Raw genomic sequence first — 17,430 nt, 5'->3', positions numbered from 1 at the left:
TCGACTCAGGAGCAATTCATGAGCACAACCACGCAGAACCTCACCGGCCAGTCCATCCTCGCCGGCGCCAGCACCGAAGGCAACGGGCGCAAGGTCAACGGCTATAACCCGGCGACCAACGAGCGCCTGGAACCTGCCTACAGCCTCATCGATGAGCAGCAGCTGAAGCTGGCCACCGCTGCGGCGGCCGAGGCCTTCGAGTCCTTCCGGTCCTTGGAACCGTCGAAGCACGCAGAGTTCCTGGAAGCCATCGCGGAGAACATCGAGGCAGTGGGCGCCGAACTGGTCGCTCGCGCCATGGCCGAAACCGGCTTGCCCGAGGCGCGCCTGACCGGCGAGCGCGGGCGCACCACCGGACAGCTGCGGCTGTTCGCGCAGGTGGTACGCCAGGGCGACCAGCACGGCGTGCGCGTGGACCCGGCCCTGCCAGAGCGCACCCCGGCCCCGCGCGTGGACATCCGGCAGCGCAAGATCCCGGTGGGCCCGGTCGCGGTGTTCGGCGCGTCGAACTTCCCGCTGGCGTTCTCCACCGCCGGCGGCGACACCGCCAGCGCGCTGGCTGCCGGCTGCCCGGTGGTCTTCAAGGCCCACAATGCGCACCCCGGAACCAGCGAGATTGTTGGCCATGCCATCAGCAAGGCCGTCGCCGACTTCGGGCTGCACCCGGGAGTCTTCTCCCTGGTTTATGGCCCCGGCGCGTCGATCGGCCAGGCGCTGGTGAAGGATCCGGCCATCAAGGCCGTGGGCTTCACCGGTTCGCGGGCCGGCGGCACCGCCCTGATGGCCGCCGCGGCCGCGCGACCGGAACCTGTCCCGGTGTATGCCGAGATGAGCTCCATCAACCCGGTGATCTTCTTCGAGGGAGCATTGGCGCAGGATCCCGTTGCGCAGGCCAAGGCCTACTTGGCTTCTGTTGTCGGTTCTTCCGGGCAGCTGTGCACCGCACCGGGTCTCGTCTTTGTTCCCACTGGAGCTGCCGGCGACGCATTCGCCCGCGCCGTCAGCGGCCAGGCACCGGAAACTTCCGGGCAGACGATGCTCACCGAGGGAATCTACAATTCCTGGACCGCTGGTGTCCAAGCGCTCGGCAGCCAGGACGGTGTCGAACTGCTGGGCCGTGGCACCGAAGGGGCAACCGAGAACGCTCCGGCACCGGCCATCTACACCGCTGGAGTGGAGCAGCTGCTGGCCAACCCGGTGCTGCAAGACGAAATCTTCGGAGCCGCCTCGCTGGTGATTCGCTACGCCGATGCCGCACAGCTGCAAACCGCGCTGGGCCGGCTGGAAGGCCAGCTCACCGCCACCTTGCAGCTGGACGATTCGGATCACGAAGCCGCAGGGCAGATCATCGGGACGCTGGAAACCAAGGTCGGGCGCATCCTGGTCAACGGATGGCCAACCGGTGTGGAAGTGGGCCACGCGATGGTGCACGGAGGTCCGTTCCCGGCAACGTCCGACCCGCGGACCACCTCGGTGGGCACCCTGGCCATCGAGCGCTTCCTGCGCCCGGTCGCCTACCAGAACTTCCCGGACGCGCTTTTGCCCAAGCCCATCGCGGAAGACAATCCGTGGAAGTTGACCCGCCGGATTGACGGCGTCCTGCAGGCGAAAGGCGAATAATCCATGACTTCCCAGCCCACCATTGCCTCGGTGAAGGTCATCCCGGTCGCCGGGCATGACTCCATGCTGCTGAACCTCTCCGGGGCGCACGGGCCGTTCTTCACGCGCAATATCGCTATCATCACTGACTCCGAAGGCCGCACTGGCCTCGGCGAGGTACCTGGCGGCGAAGCGATCCGTTCGACCATAGAGGAGGCCGGCACACTGATTACCGGCGCCCCTGTGGCGACTTACCGTTCGCTGCTGCGCCAGGTGGCAGCCCGCTTCGCAGACCTCGATTCCGGCGGACGCGGTGCACAGACCTTCGATTTGCGCACCACCGTGCACGCAGTCACCGCACTTGAGTCTGCACTGCTGGATTTGCACGGCCAGTTCCTCGGAGTGCCGGCGGCCGAACTGCTCGGCGATGGGCAGCAGCGCGACGCGGTTCCGATGCTCGGTTACCTGTTCTACGTGGGCAACCCGGATACGACGGATCTGCCGTATCTGCGCGAACCGCAGGGCAACGACGATTGGGAGCGCTTGCGCCGCGAGGAAGCCATGACGCCAGAAGCCGTGGTGCGCCTGGCCGAGGCGGCGCAGGCACGTTACGGGTTCAAGGATTTCAAGCTGAAGGGCGGCGTCCAGGACGGGGACTCCGAGGTCGATGCTGTCATCGCTTTGAAGGAACGCTTCCCCGAAGCCCGGATCACGCTTGACCCCAATGGCGGCTGGCTGCTCGAAGATGCTATCCGGCTTGGCAAGCGCATGCGTGGAGTGGTGGCCTATGCCGAGGATCCGTGCGGCCCTGAGGGCCGCTTCTCGGGCCGCGAGGTCATAAGCGAATTCCGCAGGGCGACCGGTCTGCAGACCGCCACGAACATGATTGCGACTGACTGGCGAGAAATGGCGCACGCGGTGCGCACCAATGCGGTAGACATCCCCCTGGCAGATCCGCATTTCTGGACCATGTCCGGTTCAGTGCGCGTTGCCCAGCTGTGCAACGAGTTCGGACTGACTTGGGGGTCGCACTCGAACAACCACTTCGACATTTCGCTGGCGATGTTCACCCAGGTCGGCGCCGCTGCTCCGGGCGAGATCACGGCACTCGATACCCACTGGATCTGGCAGGATGGACAGGGCCTGACCGAGGAACCATTGGTGATTCGGGACGGAGAGATCAAGGTTCCGCAGCGGTCCGGCTTGGGTGTCAGCCTGGACATGGATCGGGTCGCCCAAGCCCACGAACTGTACCTGGAACATGGGTTGGGCTCGCGTGACGACTCGGTGTCCATGCAATACCTGATTCCCGGCTGGACCTTCGATTCGAAGAGTCCCGCGCTGGTTCGCTGATGGGCTGCCAGGGAATCTGAATAATGCACCGTGGACGGTAGAGGGAGCATTCGCACCCTCGCCGTCCACGGCTTCGAGAAGCCCCGGAGCTGGGAACACCAGTACCGGGCGGGAAAGGCAATATGCAAGGAGTTCTACAGGGATTCTCCGTTGTCTTGATCCTCATCGGCATCGGCCTGCTGACGTCGGTCGCGCTGCCGCGACAACGCGCGGCCATTGCCCAGGGGCTGACCCCGCTCATCTTCTACATCACCAACCCCGCCCTGATGTTCACTCTGCTTGCCAGCACCGATCTGCATGCGGTGGTTGGTGTATTCACCCCGATAGCCTTGATGGTTGCCGTGCTGACCGGCTCCGCTTATGCCTTGGTCGCGCGGCTGACCTTCAAGACTCCAGCTCATCGGCTGCCCGTTGCGGCCATGTCCACGAGTTATGTGAATGCTGGAAATATCGGTGTGCCGCTGGCCCTTTATGCGGTGGGCAGCACCAGTCCCGTAGTGTCGGTGCTCATCGCGCAGTTGCTGATCATCGCTCCCGTCTACCTGTGCATGTTCGCGGTGCTCTCCCGCGCCAAGTCCGGTGGCGCGGATAGCCTGCCCGGTGCGAAAATGATCCTCAAGCCCATCGCCAACCCTGTCACTATTGCGACCTTCCTCGGTGCGGTGTTCTCCTTCTTTGGCCTGGCACTGCCCGAAGTCATTCATGCGCCAGTGCAAATGATTGGCGACGCATCCATCCCCCTGTTGCTGATGTCCTTTGGAATGGCGCTATACGGCCAGCGTCCATTGTCAGATAAGAACCTGCGCGGCGAAATCTATCTGGCGACCGCGTTCAAGGTGTTCTTCATGCCTTTGCTCGCCTGGCTCGTTGCCCGCTTCGTTTTCGGCCTATCCGGAATCGAACTTCTCGGAGTAGTGATCATGGCGGCGCTTCCAACCGCGCAAAACGTCTTGCTGTTTGCCCAGCAATTCAAGTTGCCCGTCGCCGTGCCGCGCGAAGTGGTGCTGGCAAGCACCCTGCTGACCTTTCCCAGTGTGCTGGTCATTGCCTTCTTGCTGGGCTAGATACGTGCAGCACCGGTATTCGCGCCGGTGGGCATCTTGGGCCTGCCGAAGCAATCCGTTGCCAGCTGTCTCCCGAACGGTAACTCGGCGGAACTGATGGGCTGGCCAAGCGTCCAGCCGATGAGCTGGCAACCAAGGCGCTATCAGCCATCGCACGGTGCCGAATCCGGAGGGACGCCATTTATTCAATGAATTAGCCAAGATACCTAGCACGCTTGGACCAAGGCTTCGACGCCAGGAGAGCTGGATCCCGGAATGTACTTCTAGCGTGAAACAACTTTGGAAAGATAGCGTTCGCTATGCAAATAATTATGTGTTTTCCATGGTCAGTGCGGATCTGAAAATTTCGAACTCCCCAAACATGCAGATAACCATCATTCATTTTTCGAATCTGCGAGTCCGCCGGGATAGTTCCACAGAAATATGTGAAACACCTTTTTAGTACATGAGCGAATATAAAAGATTTATTTGAGAAGTACTTCCTTTAGGAGTTGCCGAGCAGTTACGCTCCTACCGGCACACACCACATCGATTGATCACCGACCTTTGTGCGCCCAAAAACCCTACAAGGAGAACATCAATGGCACGTTTTTCTACCCCTCTTCGGAGAACCCTGGCCGTCTCCGCGGCCGTAGTGATCGGCATGAGCGGCTTCGGCGCTGGCGCCTTGCCAGCTACCGCCTCCCCCGTATCGGCTCCCGCTGAAAAGTCCCTCCCCAAGGCAAATGGCGAAGACAAGGTCAAGATCGGTTCGGTTCAATCAGGCGAGGCCTACGACCAGTTCATCGTCACCTACAAGGCTTCAGCCACGCAGACGGGCAAGTCCTCCCGCGCCAAGGCCTGGGGCAAAGCAGCCAAGGCAGCAGGCGTTACCGTCAAGGAAATGCGAGCCATGGCCACCGGCAGCTTCGTGGTGAAGGCCGACAAGAAACTCAAGGGCAAAGGCGCCAAGGAGTTCATGGCCGATATTGCGCAGTCTGGTCTCGTGGAATCGGTGGAACCCGATGCCATTATGAAGATTTCCATGACGCCTAACGACACCCGGTACGGCGAGCAGTGGCACTACAGCGGCACCAACGGGATGCGCTTGCCTTCGGCCTGGGACATCGCCACCGGCGAGGGCAGCATCGTCGCTGTCCTGGATACCGGCATCACCTCGCACTCGGACCTGAACGCCAACATCGTTTCCGGCTACGACTTCGTCTCCAGCTCTACCTCGGCCCGCGACGGCAACGGCCGCGACGCGAACCCCCAGGATGAGGGCGACTGGTACGCCGCCGGCGAATGCGGCGGCAGCTACTCGGGCAATTCCTCTTGGCACGGCACCCACGTGGCCGGCACCGTAGCCGCAGTCACCAACAACTCCAGCGGCGTGGCCGGAGTTGCCCCGGATGCCAAGATCCAGCCGGTCCGCGTCCTGGCCAAGTGCGGCGGCAGCCTGTCCGATATCGCCGATGCCATCATTTGGGCTTCGGGCGGTTCGGTCCCGGGAATTGCCAATAACCCAACCCCGGCAGACACCATCAACATGTCCCTGGGCGGTGGCGGCGCTTGCGGAACTACCTACCAGGCGGCCATCAACGCCGCGGTTTCGCGCGGCACCTCGGTGGTAGTTGCCGCCGGCAACGAAAGCCAGAACGCTTCGAATTCCCGCCCGGCCAACTGCGAAAACGTCATTACCGTCGCGGCAAGCAACCCTTCGGGCGCTCCGTCGTACTACACGAACTACGGCTCGGCCGTTGACGTCACCGCACCTGGTGGCGACACCCGCTACGCCGGCCAAGGCGTGCTGTCCACCATCAATACCGGCACCACTACTCCATCCAGCCAGGGCTATGCCTTCTACCAGGGCACTTCCATGGCCACCCCGCACGTAGCGGGCATGGTCGCACTGATGAAGTCGGCAGACCCTGGGATGTCCCCCGCCTCCGTGGAAACTGCGTTGAAGCAGGGCACCCGCGCGATGCCAGGCGGTTGCAGCATCGGTTGCGGCGCCGGACTGGTGGATGCCGCCAAGATCATGAATGCCCTGGACGGCAGCAACCCAACACCAACCCCGGAGCCAACTCCGGATCCGGAGCCAAGCGGCAACCTGCTGAAAAATGCAGGTTTCGAGAACGGGGCGGATTACTGGACCGCCAACCGCGCCGACACCTTCGAGTCCGGCTCGGCAGCCCGCTCCGGCAGCGGATTAGCTGGGCTCAATGGTTGGGGCAATTCCAACACCTACACCCTGGACCAGAAGGTCGCCATCCCGGCAGATGCCACCAATGCGCAGCTGGAGTTCTACCTGCATGTGCTGACCAATGAAACTACTGCCTATAGCCAGTACGACAAGCTGACCGTACAGGTTCTGGACGGCTACGGAACCTACAACATGGGCACCTGGTCGAACTTGGATGCCGGCTCGTCCTACGAACTGCAGGCCGTTGACCTGAACAACTTCCGCGGTAAGACCGTTACTTTGCGTTTCAAGGGCGTGGAAGACAGCTCGCAGGCTACCTTGTTCCGCATTGATGATGCATCGGTAGCCGCCAGCTAGAGGATCGACCAGAAAAGTCCACTATTACCTGCGCAAGCGCGGCACCAATCGGTGCCGCGCTTGCTGCGGGAAAGATAGGGATATCGCCTAGCTCAAGGTCCAGGAGCGCTTGGACAGGCCGTACCAGAAACCGTCAATTGCCGTCTTGGCATCAATTCCACCCGAGGCGTATGCCGCACCCAGCGCAACGTACAGCGGAGCCCAATGCTCCGAGCGCGGGTGCGCTTCGCGGGCCGCCGGGGCCTTGTGCAGGAAGTCGAGGATGGAGTCCACATCCCCGCGGGCCATTGCCTCCTCGGCCCAGTGGTCGAACTCGCTGGAGGCCGATGGCGGCGCCGAATCCGGCCCGCCGGCTGGGTTGAACCAGCGCAAGTTGTGGGTGGTGAATCCGGAGCCAACGATCAAGGTTCCCCGCTCGCGCAAGGGTGCCAAGCTCTTGCCCAGATCAAAGAGTCCTGCAGGATCCAGTGTTGGCATGGACATCTGCACCACCGGTACATCCGCATCCGGGAACATTTCCTTCAGCGGCACGTAGGCGCCATGGTCCAGTCCACGCGTCTCGTCGCGCTCCACGTGATGGCCATAGGCCGAGGTCAGCCGTTCGACTTCATTGGCCAGCCCGGGCGCCATTGGCGCGTCGTAGCGAACGTCGTAGTACTTCTGGTCGAAGCCCCAGAAGTCGTAGACCAATTCGTTCTTCTGCTGGGTAGCACTCAGCGTCACCGGCGCATTTTCCCAGTGCGCGGAGATCATCAGAATATCTTTCGGCTTCTCGAAAGTGCCGGACCAGCTAGCCAGCTCCTGGGTCCAGCGCTGGTCGTCGGCCAGTGGCGGTGCGCCATGGCTAAGGAACAAGACGGGAGGGGTATCGGATAGCTGATTCATGATTAAAAACTACCAACCATTAGTTGAAGCGTCAAGCTTTATTTTCATGAATCCCGATATCTAATTCATGCAAGACCCTCAATGCTCTCCAAGAGGCCCGTGGACAGTGCGGACAGATTCGCCGCACCACGTTGGGTCCAACGCCAGCGGCAACGGAGGCCATGGCTTTCTTGCTCTGCTTCTGAGCGGCGGCGGAAATCTATTGCTTCTCTAATCACGAATGCAATTGGCAAGTCGTTCCTAAGCTGCGCCGGAGAAGTGGAACTGTACGGCTTTGCAGGCATCAGGCGTTGCCTGGCCAGTCTTTTCCAAGCCATTAATTACGCTCAGCTGGGGATTCGCAGTACGTTCAACACTTCGGCTTCGAACGGCTGCGGTTTCCAATATCAGACTTATTGACCATTAATCTTTAGAATGGTTTGTATGCAAGAAGAAGAACTGATGCAGACGGTCGAAGAAGAATTCACCGCCATCTTATTGCGCGCCCGCCAGATGCTGATCCGTCGCGCCAAGATCATCCACCCGGACCTGCAGGATCCGGGGTACCGCTTGCTTGCAGTGGTCATCCGTGATGAAGCCCAGCAACAGGGAGCACTCGCAGAAAAACTGCGTCTGGACAAGGCGACTATTTCCCGCCTCGTGCAGCACCTCGAGTCTCTGGAACTTGTCACCCGCACCCAGGATCCTTCCGATGGCCGGGCCCAGCTGGTCTCGGCAACAGAAATCGCCAAGGAAAAATGGCGCTCCAGCGGTAACACGCTGCGTGAGGAACTGCGCCGCCAGCTCAAGGAATGGGAAGCCTCCGAACTGAAGAATTTTGGAGATCTCCTGCACCGCCTCAACGACAGCTTTGAACAGATTCTCTAGTTCCCGATCTTCAGCTGAAGCCTTGGAGACCTTCTGGTTTCCAAGGCTTCAGCTTTTTAGGCTCACTCCATCAGCGCCAGGAAATCATCGGCGCTTAACGCCGCACTCTGCGCGGCTTGGGCAGTCTCTCCCAGGACATCATTGAACAGCTGCGTCTTCTTGGCCTGCAGCGCGAGCACCTTGGATTCGATGGTGTCCTTTGCCACCAAGCGGTACACATAGACCGGACGAGTTTGCCCAATGCGGTGGGCCCGGTCAATAGCCTGGGCTTCGGCCTGCGGGTTCCACCATGGGTCCAGCAAGATGCAGTAGTCGGCGGAAGTGAGGTTAATGCCGAAGCCGCCGGACTTCAGCGAGATGAAGAAGACCGGGAAATCTCCCTCGCTGAAACCGTCAATCAGTTCCTTGCGCTTTGGGCCAGTGGTGGACCCATCAAGGTATCCGTGCTCAATGCCCAGCTCTTCAGCGACGTCGCGTGCCTTGGCCAAGAAACTGGTGAATTGGCTGAAGACCAGAATCTTATGCCCTTCAGAAACCGCGTCCCCCATGAGTTCGCGCAGCATTTCAAGCTTCGCGCTCGGGGCATCGCCCTCGCCTACCAGGGACGGATCCAAGGCCAGCTGGCGCAGCAAGGTCAGCGATTGGAGAATCTGGAAGTGATTCGAATCAACGTCGTCAACCAGGCCCAGGACTTCTTGCCGCACGCGCTGGAAGCGGCGGTCATAGGCTTTGCGGTGCCCCGGCTCCAGTTCGACTTCCAGCACCTGCTCGGTCTTCGCCGGCAACTCTGGAACGACCTGTTCCTTGGTACGGCGCAGCACGAACGGACGCAGTCGGCTCTTCAGGCGCTCCAGGCGCTCCTGGTCTCCGTCGGCAATGGGTTTCTGGTAGTTGTCCTTGAAGGACTTCGCACCGCCCAGCAGGCCTGGTGCAGCCAGTGAGACCAACGCCCACAGTTCCATCAGGTTGTTTTCCATGGGTGTGCCAGTGACCACGAATTTGCACGGCACTGGCAGCTGCCGGGCCTGCTTGTTGCCTTTGGAGGCATGGTTCTTCAGTTGCTGGGCCTCGTCCATGATCATGACGTTGAATCCGGCGGCTTCAAAATCCTCATAGGCCAGGCGGAAGATCGTGTAGCTGGTAACTACCAATTGGGCGTCACCGATCTGCGACGCCATGCTTTGGCCGCTCATTCTAGCTGTTGAAGTGATGCCGGTGACTCTCATCTGCGGCGCAAATCGCTGCGCCTCATTGATCCAGTTGCCCACCACCGAGGTAGGAGCCAGCACCAGGAATTTCTGGGCAGGATCCTCGACGCGCGCTTGTTCAAGGCAAGCCAGCAGCTGGACGGTCTTGCCCAGACCCATATCGTCGGCAAGGACGCCGCCGAGATCATGGGTACGCAAGAAGTTGAGCCAGGATAGGCCGTGGCCCTGATACGGGCGCAGTTCAGCGTTGAACGTTTCCGCTAGCTGGACCGGCTGCATTTCTTCACCGCTTTGCAGCGCCTTCATGGTCTGCAGCCACTGGTTGTGCTGGGCTTCGATAATGCCCAGATCCACCAGTTCTTGCCACCAGTCGATGCTCAACTTATGGATGCGGATCGTATCGCCCTGCACCGTGCCCAGCTCCCCGGCCTCTGATATCAGCTGGCGCAGCTGCGTGAAATCTGCACCATCAATCGGGATCACCGTAAGGTCATCGAGGACGAGATACTCATCTTGCTTGGTCAAGGCCTCCAGCAGCAGTGGGAACGGGACCTTGGTCTCGTCCAGGAGCACTTCCACAGACAAGTCGAACCAGTCCCCCGTGCTTTCGCCGGCTTCGACACTGACAGCGGCCGGCGCGTGGCTGATCCGGTACTTCGGCAGCCTGTTCTGCTCTTCAACGACCACATCGGGATGCTCTGCCAAGAGCGGCAATGCGTAGACCAAGAAATCGATGGATTCGGAGGTGCTGAATTCCTTCGGCGGGAAGATTCCTGAAGAGGTCAGTTGCCCCAAGGAAGCCTGCGCGCCGAGCTTGTCCTGCACCGAAGCAGCAATTTCCTTTTCCACGGCATACTGGCGGGGGCCCGCGGAGGCGTACTCCCAGGAATAGCTCACGGTCAGCGGAGTTCGGATGCTCTCCAGGGACAGCTTGAGGCTGGGGCGTGCTGGAACAGGGATGCTGTAGCTGTCATCCTCGCTCTTCAACGGTGCCATCAGGCGCAATCGGTCCAGGTGCTGGCGCTCGAAAAGCTCAACGCCTTCCTGCGGGATGGATTGCGCACCGGATTCAATAAATGTGGCCAGTTCCTTCGTGACCGGTTCAGCGAACCGGGCCAAACCGATTTCCCTGGCCTTCGGCAAGGGGCTGGACGCGTAAGCCAACAAGGTCGGCGGCGTGCCTATGGGCAAGAGGTAGACGTGCTCTTCGCTCGGCCCGCGCAGCTTCCCTTCCATGCTCAGGCCATGTTCACCGCGACGCACATCCACGTGTGCCATGGCTGGTTGCTCGCTGAACTCCACCGGGGCCTTGGCCGTAGAACCGCCGTTGACGATCTGCACTCCAGCTTCACGCAGGGCTTCGAACGCATCCAGCAGGTCCTGGCCTGGAAGATCCATCAAGGAGATCCACTCCTTGGGATCCCACGAATGGCGATAAGTATCTTGTTCAACGTGTTCACGCAACCGGTCCAGTTCAACGACCGCACGACGCTGCTTCTTGGAGAACCGCGTATCAAAAGCGACATTGCGCCAGCTGATCCCGGTTTGGATCCAGGGGCTCTTGGTGCCCTGGCGGGCCGGGCGTGCCTGCAAGGTCAGCGCGTCCTCGCCGCCATAACGCGGTTCGCTGACCACTTTCAGGATCAATCCCAGCGGTTCTTCGGCAACCAGCGGCTCATCGGAAATGACTGGAAGCAGACGGTCAAGGGTGCGTTCCCACTGCGGCTTGCTATTGCGTTTCCATGCGTGGGGATCCACCCCGGAGTCGGAGACGAAGAAGCCCTGGTCTTCTTCGGTGGTGACCTCAATGAGCAAGGCGGCGACGTCTTCACAGGACTGAACCCCCGGATGCTTGCCGCAGAAGCTGGTGAAGCTGATATTGCCCGCGGTGATTTCCAATTGGGCCATCACCGATTCGCGCAGCACCACACCGGAGATGCGCGTAGATCCCGGGCGCATTACCCGGTTGGCGATCTGCACTTTTCCGGAATCACACAGGAATTGGCCCAGGTTGTATTCGGATTCGGTCACCAAGGTCTGGGCCGCAGAAAGTGTCAGCTGGAATTCCATACTCGCCGTTCATTGTTCGTGCAGTGGGCGCCCGAGAGCTAGATTCCATCTTAGCGAGCCGGAAAGCAAGATGCCCGGTGACGAAAAGTTACTTCTGCCCTTTACCCGCGGGCCCTGCAACCGATAGAAATTAATCACTGAATCACGAGTTCCACTCTTTGAGCCCTGGCTGAGTGGACGGCAACCCTCCTGCGTCATTGTGCGGGGTGCCCCAGGTGAAGATTCGACGCATCTTGAACGCCAAGATGCGTAAGCGATGGCGCCCCTTGCGCCAGAAAGGGGATCAATTCCCCATGACTAATGCAGCATCTGCCCCAACCGTATCCGAAGACCGCGCACAGCGCCTGCAGGAAGCAGGCAAGGGCTGGGGCGAACGAATTTCGGCTGCCCCGCAAAGTGCCCAATTGACTTTCACCGTCGAGGGCGAAGGCTTCGATTCGGTAGCCAGCAACATTGTCTCCGGCAAGCACACCTTCCAGGTCGACGAGCCAGCTGCCCTGGGCGGCAGCGACCTGGCCGCAAGCCCCGTGGAATACGCGCTCGGAGCGCTCATCTCCTGCCAGGTTGTGGTCTACCGCTTGTACGCGCAGAACCTCGGCATCCAGGTGGACGACGTGAAGATCCAGGCCAATGGCCACCTCGATGTCCGCGGACTCTTCGGCATCGACCAGACCATCCGCCCCGGCTTCTCGTCGGTGGATCTGGACATCCGGATTGCCGGACCGGAATCAGCTGAACGCTATGAAGAACTGCGCCGCGCAGTGGATGCACACTGCCCGGTGCTGGACCTCTTCGCCAATCCGGTGCCCGTGACAACCGCGGTAAGCATCGCAGAGACCAACTAGAGTTCGCTGAACTAAAAAGCACCGCGGCGGCCCCCGACTTCAGGGGCCGCCGCGGTGCACTTCTAGCTGAAGCCAACTATTGCCCCAGGAAGTTCAGCAGGACTTTGCCGGAGCGAGCCGAATCCTTGGCCGTTTCGAAGGCTTCAAGCGCATCGGCGACCGGGAACTCGTGGGTTACCGCCTCGGAAACCTGCAGTGAACCGTCGGCCAGGGCAGCAAGCACATGGTCGATTTCGTCGTTGAAGCGGAAGGAACCAACCAGTTCCAGCTCGCGGGTAATAGCCAGCGAAATGAGTGCGGGTTGTTCTCCTGAGGGCAGCAACCCGACCATGACCACTCGACCGCCGCGCACGGCACCGCGCACCGCGGAGGCCAATCCGCGGTAGGTGCCGCTGGCCTCGATGACCACGTCCGCGCCCACCTGGGCGATTGCTTCCTGGCCATCGGCGCGCAGGGTGGAGGTGGCACCGAGCTGCTTGGCAATCTCCAGCGGCTTGGCGTGCATGTCTACCGCGATAATTTCGCTGGCCCCGGCTCGTTTAAGCACTGCTACAGCGAGAGCTCCGATCGGGCCAGCACCAATAACCAGCGCCTTCTTGCCGGCGACTTCGCCGACGCGCGACACCGCATGCCAAGCAACCGCAGCCGGTTCTGCCAGTGCCGCATCGCGCAGTGCTAAGCCAGCAGGCAGCTCACGCAGCATGCGTGATGGCAGGTTCATTTCGCGGGCGAATGCGCCCTCGGTGTGCGGGTAGCGGGCGGCCGAGCCCAGGTAGGTGCACCCCGGGGAGAGATTCGGGCGGTCGGCCGGGTAGGGTTCCCCCGTCTCACCTGGTGTTGCCGGGTGCACGGCGACTTTGGTTCCGGCTGCCGGCCCGCTGCCGTCAGCGGCGGCCTGGATGATGGTGCCGACGATTTCATGCCCGAGAACCATTGGAGCCTTGAGGATCGATTCCCCGGCGGCGCCGTGGCTCCAGTAATGCAAGTCTGATCCGCAGATACCGCCGTAAGCGATGGCAACGCGTGCTTCATCTGCTCCCGGCGCTGCCAGCTCGATTTGTTCAATACGCAAATCACCGGCTGCATGGGCCACGACGGCCAACGTGCTGGTGGCGAGGGAATTAGACGACAACGCTCATGCCTCCGTCGATGAAAATGGTCTGACCGTTCACGTAGTTCGATCCGTCCGAGGCCAACCAGACTGCTGGTCCGGCCAGGTCTTCGACGGTACCCCAACGGGCCGCCGGGGTGCGGCCAAGAATCCAGGAGTTGAATTTCTCGTCATCCACCAGATTCTGCGTCATTTCGGTGTGGATGTAGCCCGGTGCGATGCCGTTGATTTGCAGTCCCGAACAGGCCCATTCCGCGGTCATGGCGCGGGTGAGGTTGCGCAGTCCGCCCTTGGCTGCGGTGTAGGCGGAGATAGTGGGACGGGCCAGATCGGTTTGCACCGAGCAGATGTTGATGATCTTGCCTTCGCCGCGTTCCACCATGCCACGTGCGACTTCTCGGCCCACCAGGAAGGCGCTGGTGAGGTTGGTATCGATCACGCGCTGCCAGTCGGCGACTTCCAGTTCCAGCATGGGCACGCGGTGTTGGATGCCCGCGTTGTTCACCAAAATGCGGATGGGGCCGATGTTCTTTTCAATGGCGGCGATGTTCTCGCGCACGGCGGCATCATCGGTGACATCGAAGCAGACGCTGTGGATCCTCTCGGCGCCATAGCGGGTGCCGAATTCGGCGGCAGTTTCGGCCAAGCGTTGCGCATCGCGGCCGTGCAGGATGATGGTGGCTCCGGCTTCGGCCAGGGCACGGGCAAGTTCGCGGCCAATGCCGCGGGAGGATCCGGTGACCAGGGCCAGCCGTCCGGACAGGTCAAAAAGTTGGCTCATGAATTCCCTCGCATGAAGTGTCGATGGTACATCGACGGGAACTCATCAGCGGTATGAACCAGCTGTTAAATCCGAAAAATCAGCCCCGTCGCTTCCCTAAAACATATCAGACTTATGATGCCCAAGACAGCTAAAAGTAGGATTTAAGAGCTTCAGTTTCAGCAAGCGTCAGAACATCTCGGATGCCCTGAACATCGGGACTTACACGTCTTCAAATATTGATGTCAGGATAGGATCATGGACTCATCGACGACGTTGACTGAGGGTAGCGAAATCCCTCTTTGGATTCAGCTTTCCCGAGCGCACGAAGACTACACGAGCGACACTTCAGAACACTACGACGAGGTTCTTGAAGAGGTGACGGAACGATTTGCCAAGACCGGCTCCCTCGGGAAAGCTGACATTGGTTCTTTGCTTCTATGGAAACGGCTCAGAGCCGACACCAAGTGGGCAAAGAAGCTCATGAACACCCCGGACCTAGAGGTACGTGAGGCCACTGAAAACGTACTCAAGTACGCGAATGACGAGCTGCTCAGTGTTCCGGAAGCCGCCGAGAAATCACGAAGCGCTCTAGGAGCATTGCCCGGGTTCACCACCGGTGACGCACTAGCTTCAGCGGTCATCGTCGCCGCAGCACCGAAACGAATGGCCATTTACGATCGCCGTGCGCACCATGGTTTGACGCTCCTCGGCATTCAGTTGGCAAACAGTCGCGGCCGGTACCGCCGGTACATGCAAGAAGTGGAAGTTCTCATTCAGCTCCTTGATGAACATGACCAAACGTGGACGGCCAGAGAAATCGACCAAGCCTTGTTCGCTTTGGGCAACCAACGATAACTTCAAGAATCGATGCTACGAACGGATAGTCGCCCACGTAAGTCCAAGACTTGCGTGGGCGACTACCTTTGTCCAAACCCCGGTGGGTCCTCTTCCCCATAAGAGTTCCCACCGGAGCACATTTCCGAGGAGTTTCTCCCAAATGATCCGCCTCGGAATCTCTGTTAGCGCTTTTCTTCGATGGTGACGGTCCAGCCGTCGAAGTTTGCAGCGTTCACATCCAGGAAGTACTTGCCCGCGGTCTTGTGCAGAGCCGTTTCTTCGCTAACCGGACCGTCAATCATGGCTTCGGGAAGCCCGCCGTCCTTCATCAGATCCGTCCCCTCGGTGAGAATGTAGATCGCGCCAAGGGACATGTCTTCGCCCCCCTTGAAGGAATAGGTCATCCGGGCTTCAGCCCCGGTGAGCTCGAACACCTTGCTGGCCTTGTCGGTCTTTCCATCGAGGGTAACGACCTCCTGCCACGTGGCCTCCGCAGGTTCCTCTGCCACGGGTTCTTCTTCAACAGCAGCCTGCTCAGTTGCTGCAGCAGTCGCCGAAGCCTCGATGGTTGGTTCTTTAACGACAGATGGTGTGTTGGTGACCGCTTGATCCACAGCCTTTCCGGCAGAGACCCCGGTGCTGATTCCAATCACTGCGCCGATGGCGATCAGAACGATGCTGATGATCCATGCCAGCTTCTTGTGCTGCGCATACCCCTCCAACGGGCGACGGAACTTATCGGTCATGCCACCGGAAAGGATGATGATGAGATCGATAAGGGACCAAATTCCGAAACCGCCGAAAGTCAGCAGCTTCAGCAGGCCGGTGCCCACCTTGCCCAGATAGAAACGGTCAACGCCCAGTCCACCTAGCAGCAGGGAGAGCAACCAGGTCGTCATGAAAGACTTCGGCGGAAGGTAAGGTGCGGGATACTGCCCCATTGGCGAAGGTTGTGCATTGGTATAGCTCATGATGGCTCCTAAAAGAGTAGGTGATGATCACTGATGTTTGGTGTACGGGCTTCTACTGCTTCACCCAGGTGCCACAGCGTTTCGATTCGAAGTCCTGGCCCCTTTTGACCGTGACGGCGGGACGCCCTCCGCCAGGGATGCCGTTGTCGATGATGTCGCTGCCATTGGTTCCCGTTTTGACCACTGCCCAATAGCAGTCGCTGCCCACAGCTTCCTTGGCGCGATAGGTGCCGGCCTTGATGTCGCTGCCGACCGTCCATACGCCGTCCTCGACGGAATTTTCCAGTTGTTCGGCCTCAATCTTTCCGACCGCCTTTTCGCGGGCAACGACCTTGTCTTTTGCATCCTGGAGCTCCTGGTCACGCGTATCCAGATTGGCGGCCTGTTCATCCAGGGCGGCGCCGCGTTCCTCCACGGCTTCTTCCCTGCCGGCGATCCCGGCTTCAAGCTCGTCGAAGTCGGATTGGAGCGAATCCCGTTCCGCTGCGACCGCTGAATGCGACTCGGACAGGGCCAAATACTCTTCGGATTCCTTCGGGTCGACGAGGTTCATTCCCCAGAACACGCCGCCAACTAAGGCTCCGACGCCGAGGATCGAGGAAAGAACCAGCCCCCAGCGTTTCTTCTTGCTCTCTGGCTTGTCCACAGTCTCGGCCGGGACTGCCGATGATGATTGATTCTCGCTCATGGCTATTTCGCTCCTTCGATGAGCACGTTGACGCCGGTGTCCGGGTGGTAGGACCAGCTGGCCTGCAGCGAATCCCAGGTGTCGCTCTGGGTTCCGTCCAGAGCCCGGGTGCGGTCCATCTTCTGCTGGGTGACTTCCGGTACGCCCAGCTCATTGAGCATGCAGTAGTAGGCAATGAGGTTGGAGGTGCCGCTGTCCAAGTAGTCTTCGCCTTCGGTATCCAGCTCGATGGCTGCCCCACCGTCCAGGAGGTTGTACCCTTCAGGGTCGATGCCGCAGGTTTCAACGGCTTGGTCGATGACGTCTTGGTTCAATGCACTGCCGTTTTGCGCATCGGACAATGCGTTACGGGAACCGCTTGAACCGCCTGCGGCGGAGAACCCGATCGCCAATCCCAAAACAGTTCCGATGGCCAGGCCAGCGCTGGCCGGTATGAGCCAAGATTTCTTCGGGCGTTGCCTGAGCAGTTCAGGCGGGACCATAGGTCCCTGCATCTGTGGTTCCACGGTGTCCTCCTGGGGCGAGTATTCGATGACTTCGACGTTCTTGCCTGGAGTGCCTGATGGGGCGACGCGGCAGGATTCCGTCGTGAAACCAGATTGAATGACCTATCGAAAATGAAGTAGC

Annotated in this window: 14 protein-coding genes and 1 riboswitch; of the genes, 7 read left to right on the top strand and 7 right to left on the bottom strand. The window is 60.3% G+C overall.

The features are described 5' to 3' along the window. Positions 1-18 precede the first annotated feature (18 nt). The 4 genes from ACIOU9_RS11035 to ACIOU9_RS11020 all read left to right on the top strand — a co-directional run bounded on the left by ACIOU9_RS11035 (position 19) and on the right by ACIOU9_RS11020 (position 6,558). Entirely contained in the window at positions 19-1,620 is a 1,602-nt protein-coding gene (locus tag ACIOU9_RS11035) for an aldehyde dehydrogenase (NADP(+)) (protein ID WP_402696927.1), read from the top strand. A 3-nt stretch (positions 1,621-1,623) separates the two neighbouring features. Beyond that, positions 1,624-2,952 (top strand): enolase C-terminal domain-like protein, encoded by a 1,329-nt coding sequence (locus ACIOU9_RS11030; RefSeq protein ID WP_402696925.1) that lies wholly within the window; start codon positions 1,624-1,626, stop codon positions 2,950-2,952. Between the two features lie 122 nt (positions 2,953-3,074). Beyond that, positions 3,075-4,016, top strand: a complete 942-nt coding sequence (locus ACIOU9_RS11025; protein ID WP_402696924.1) for an AEC family transporter — start codon at positions 3,075-3,077, stop codon at positions 4,014-4,016. A 580-nt stretch (positions 4,017-4,596) separates the two neighbouring features. Next, positions 4,597-6,558 carry a S8 family peptidase gene (locus ACIOU9_RS11020; protein ID WP_402696922.1) on the top strand — a complete coding sequence of 654 codons (1,962 nt, stop codon included), beginning with the start codon at positions 4,597-4,599 and terminating at the stop codon, positions 6,556-6,558. 87 nt (positions 6,559-6,645) lie between these two features. On the opposite strand, the gene ACIOU9_RS11015 is transcribed toward ACIOU9_RS11020, so the two are convergent. Further along, positions 6,646-7,443, bottom strand: coding sequence for a dioxygenase (locus ACIOU9_RS11015; RefSeq protein WP_133834030.1), 798 nt, complete (start codon positions 7,441-7,443; stop codon positions 6,646-6,648). 423 nt (positions 7,444-7,866) lie between these two features. Here ACIOU9_RS11015 and ACIOU9_RS11010 point away from each other — a divergent pair, with 423 nt between their 5' ends. Continuing rightward, a complete protein-coding gene (locus ACIOU9_RS11010; RefSeq protein WP_166650777.1) occupies positions 7,867-8,310 on the top strand; it encodes a MarR family winged helix-turn-helix transcriptional regulator in 444 nt (147 codons plus the stop codon). 62 nt (positions 8,311-8,372) lie between these two features. Here the strand turns inward: ACIOU9_RS11010 and ACIOU9_RS11005 are convergent, their stop codons facing one another. Continuing rightward, complete coding sequence (locus ACIOU9_RS11005; RefSeq protein ID WP_402696920.1) at positions 8,373-11,588, bottom strand: DEAD/DEAH box helicase; 3,216 nt, start codon at positions 11,586-11,588, stop codon at positions 8,373-8,375. 140 nt (positions 11,589-11,728) lie between these two features. After that, positions 11,729-11,850, top strand: a riboswitch (SAM riboswitch). A 31-nt stretch (positions 11,851-11,881) separates the two neighbouring features. Between ACIOU9_RS11005 and ACIOU9_RS11000 the strand changes: the two genes are divergently transcribed. Continuing rightward, entirely contained in the window at positions 11,882-12,433 is a 552-nt protein-coding gene (locus ACIOU9_RS11000; RefSeq protein ID WP_133834033.1) for an OsmC family protein, read from the top strand. 76 nt (positions 12,434-12,509) lie between these two features. Here the strand turns inward: ACIOU9_RS11000 and ACIOU9_RS10995 are convergent, their stop codons facing one another. Beyond that, positions 12,510-13,565: an L-idonate 5-dehydrogenase gene (locus ACIOU9_RS10995; protein ID WP_133834034.1), complete on the bottom strand. Its 1,056-nt coding sequence runs from the start codon at positions 13,563-13,565 to the stop codon at positions 12,510-12,512. Next, positions 13,555-14,325, bottom strand: coding sequence for an SDR family oxidoreductase (locus tag ACIOU9_RS10990; protein WP_133834035.1), 771 nt, complete (start codon positions 14,323-14,325; stop codon positions 13,555-13,557). The genes ACIOU9_RS10995 and ACIOU9_RS10990 overlap by 11 nt, the downstream gene beginning before the upstream one ends. 237 nt (positions 14,326-14,562) lie before the next feature. On the opposite strand from ACIOU9_RS10990, the gene ACIOU9_RS10985 reads away from it, so the two are divergent. Beyond that, positions 14,563-15,162: a hypothetical protein gene (locus tag ACIOU9_RS10985; protein ID WP_286172200.1), complete on the top strand. Its 600-nt coding sequence runs from the start codon at positions 14,563-14,565 to the stop codon at positions 15,160-15,162. 164 nt (positions 15,163-15,326) lie between these two features. Here ACIOU9_RS10985 and ACIOU9_RS10980 read toward each other — a convergent pair whose 3' ends face one another. The 3 genes from ACIOU9_RS10980 to ACIOU9_RS10970 are packed head-to-tail and all read right to left on the bottom strand — an operon-like array spanning position 15,327 to position 17,309. Then, positions 15,327-16,115, bottom strand: a complete 789-nt coding sequence (locus ACIOU9_RS10980) for a TM2 domain-containing protein (RefSeq protein ID WP_402696919.1) — start codon at positions 16,113-16,115, stop codon at positions 15,327-15,329. Between the two features lie 52 nt (positions 16,116-16,167). Beyond that, positions 16,168-16,803, bottom strand: a complete 636-nt coding sequence (locus tag ACIOU9_RS10975) for a hypothetical protein (protein WP_402696918.1) — start codon at positions 16,801-16,803, stop codon at positions 16,168-16,170. A 2-nt stretch (positions 16,804-16,805) separates the two neighbouring features. Then, positions 16,806-17,309 carry a hypothetical protein gene (locus tag ACIOU9_RS10970; protein WP_402696917.1) on the bottom strand — a complete coding sequence of 168 codons (504 nt, stop codon included), beginning with the start codon at positions 17,307-17,309 and terminating at the stop codon, positions 16,806-16,808. Positions 17,310-17,430 lie beyond the last annotated feature (121 nt).

This window comes from Glutamicibacter sp. NPDC087583, assembly GCF_044743685.1.
Lineage (GTDB): Bacteria > Actinomycetota > Actinomycetes > Actinomycetales > Micrococcaceae > Glutamicibacter.
The sequence above is the reverse complement of the archived record's forward strand: the minus strand, read 5'-3'. Positions and strand labels throughout refer to the sequence as shown.

Excerpts from the sequence above, each read along its gene's own strand:
- ACIOU9_RS11035 (WP_402696927.1), top strand. The coding sequence starts at position 19 with ATGAGCACAACCACGCAGAACCTCACCGGCCAGTCCATCCTCGCCGGC.
- ACIOU9_RS11030 (WP_402696925.1), top strand. The coding sequence starts at position 1,624 with ATGACTTCCCAGCCCACCATTGCCTCGGTGAAGGTCATCCCGGTCGCC.
- ACIOU9_RS11025 (WP_402696924.1), top strand. The coding sequence starts at position 3,075 with ATGCAAGGAGTTCTACAGGGATTCTCCGTTGTCTTGATCCTCATCGGC.
- ACIOU9_RS11020 (WP_402696922.1), top strand. The coding sequence starts at position 4,597 with ATGGCACGTTTTTCTACCCCTCTTCGGAGAACCCTGGCCGTCTCCGCG.
- ACIOU9_RS11015 (WP_133834030.1), bottom strand. The coding sequence starts at position 7,443 with ATGAATCAGCTATCCGATACCCCTCCCGTCTTGTTCCTTAGCCATGGC.
- ACIOU9_RS11010 (WP_166650777.1), top strand. The coding sequence starts at position 7,867 with ATGCAAGAAGAAGAACTGATGCAGACGGTCGAAGAAGAATTCACCGCC.
- ACIOU9_RS11005 (WP_402696920.1), bottom strand. The coding sequence starts at position 11,588 with ATGGAATTCCAGCTGACACTTTCTGCGGCCCAGACCTTGGTGACCGAA.
- ACIOU9_RS11000 (WP_133834033.1), top strand. The coding sequence starts at position 11,882 with ATGACTAATGCAGCATCTGCCCCAACCGTATCCGAAGACCGCGCACAG.
- ACIOU9_RS10990 (WP_133834035.1), bottom strand. The coding sequence starts at position 14,325 with ATGAGCCAACTTTTTGACCTGTCCGGACGGCTGGCCCTGGTCACCGGA.
- ACIOU9_RS10985 (WP_286172200.1), top strand. The coding sequence starts at position 14,563 with ATGGACTCATCGACGACGTTGACTGAGGGTAGCGAAATCCCTCTTTGG.
- ACIOU9_RS10980 (WP_402696919.1), bottom strand. The coding sequence starts at position 16,115 with ATGAGCTATACCAATGCACAACCTTCGCCAATGGGGCAGTATCCCGCA.
- ACIOU9_RS10975 (WP_402696918.1), bottom strand. The coding sequence starts at position 16,803 with ATGAGCGAGAATCAATCATCATCGGCAGTCCCGGCCGAGACTGTGGAC.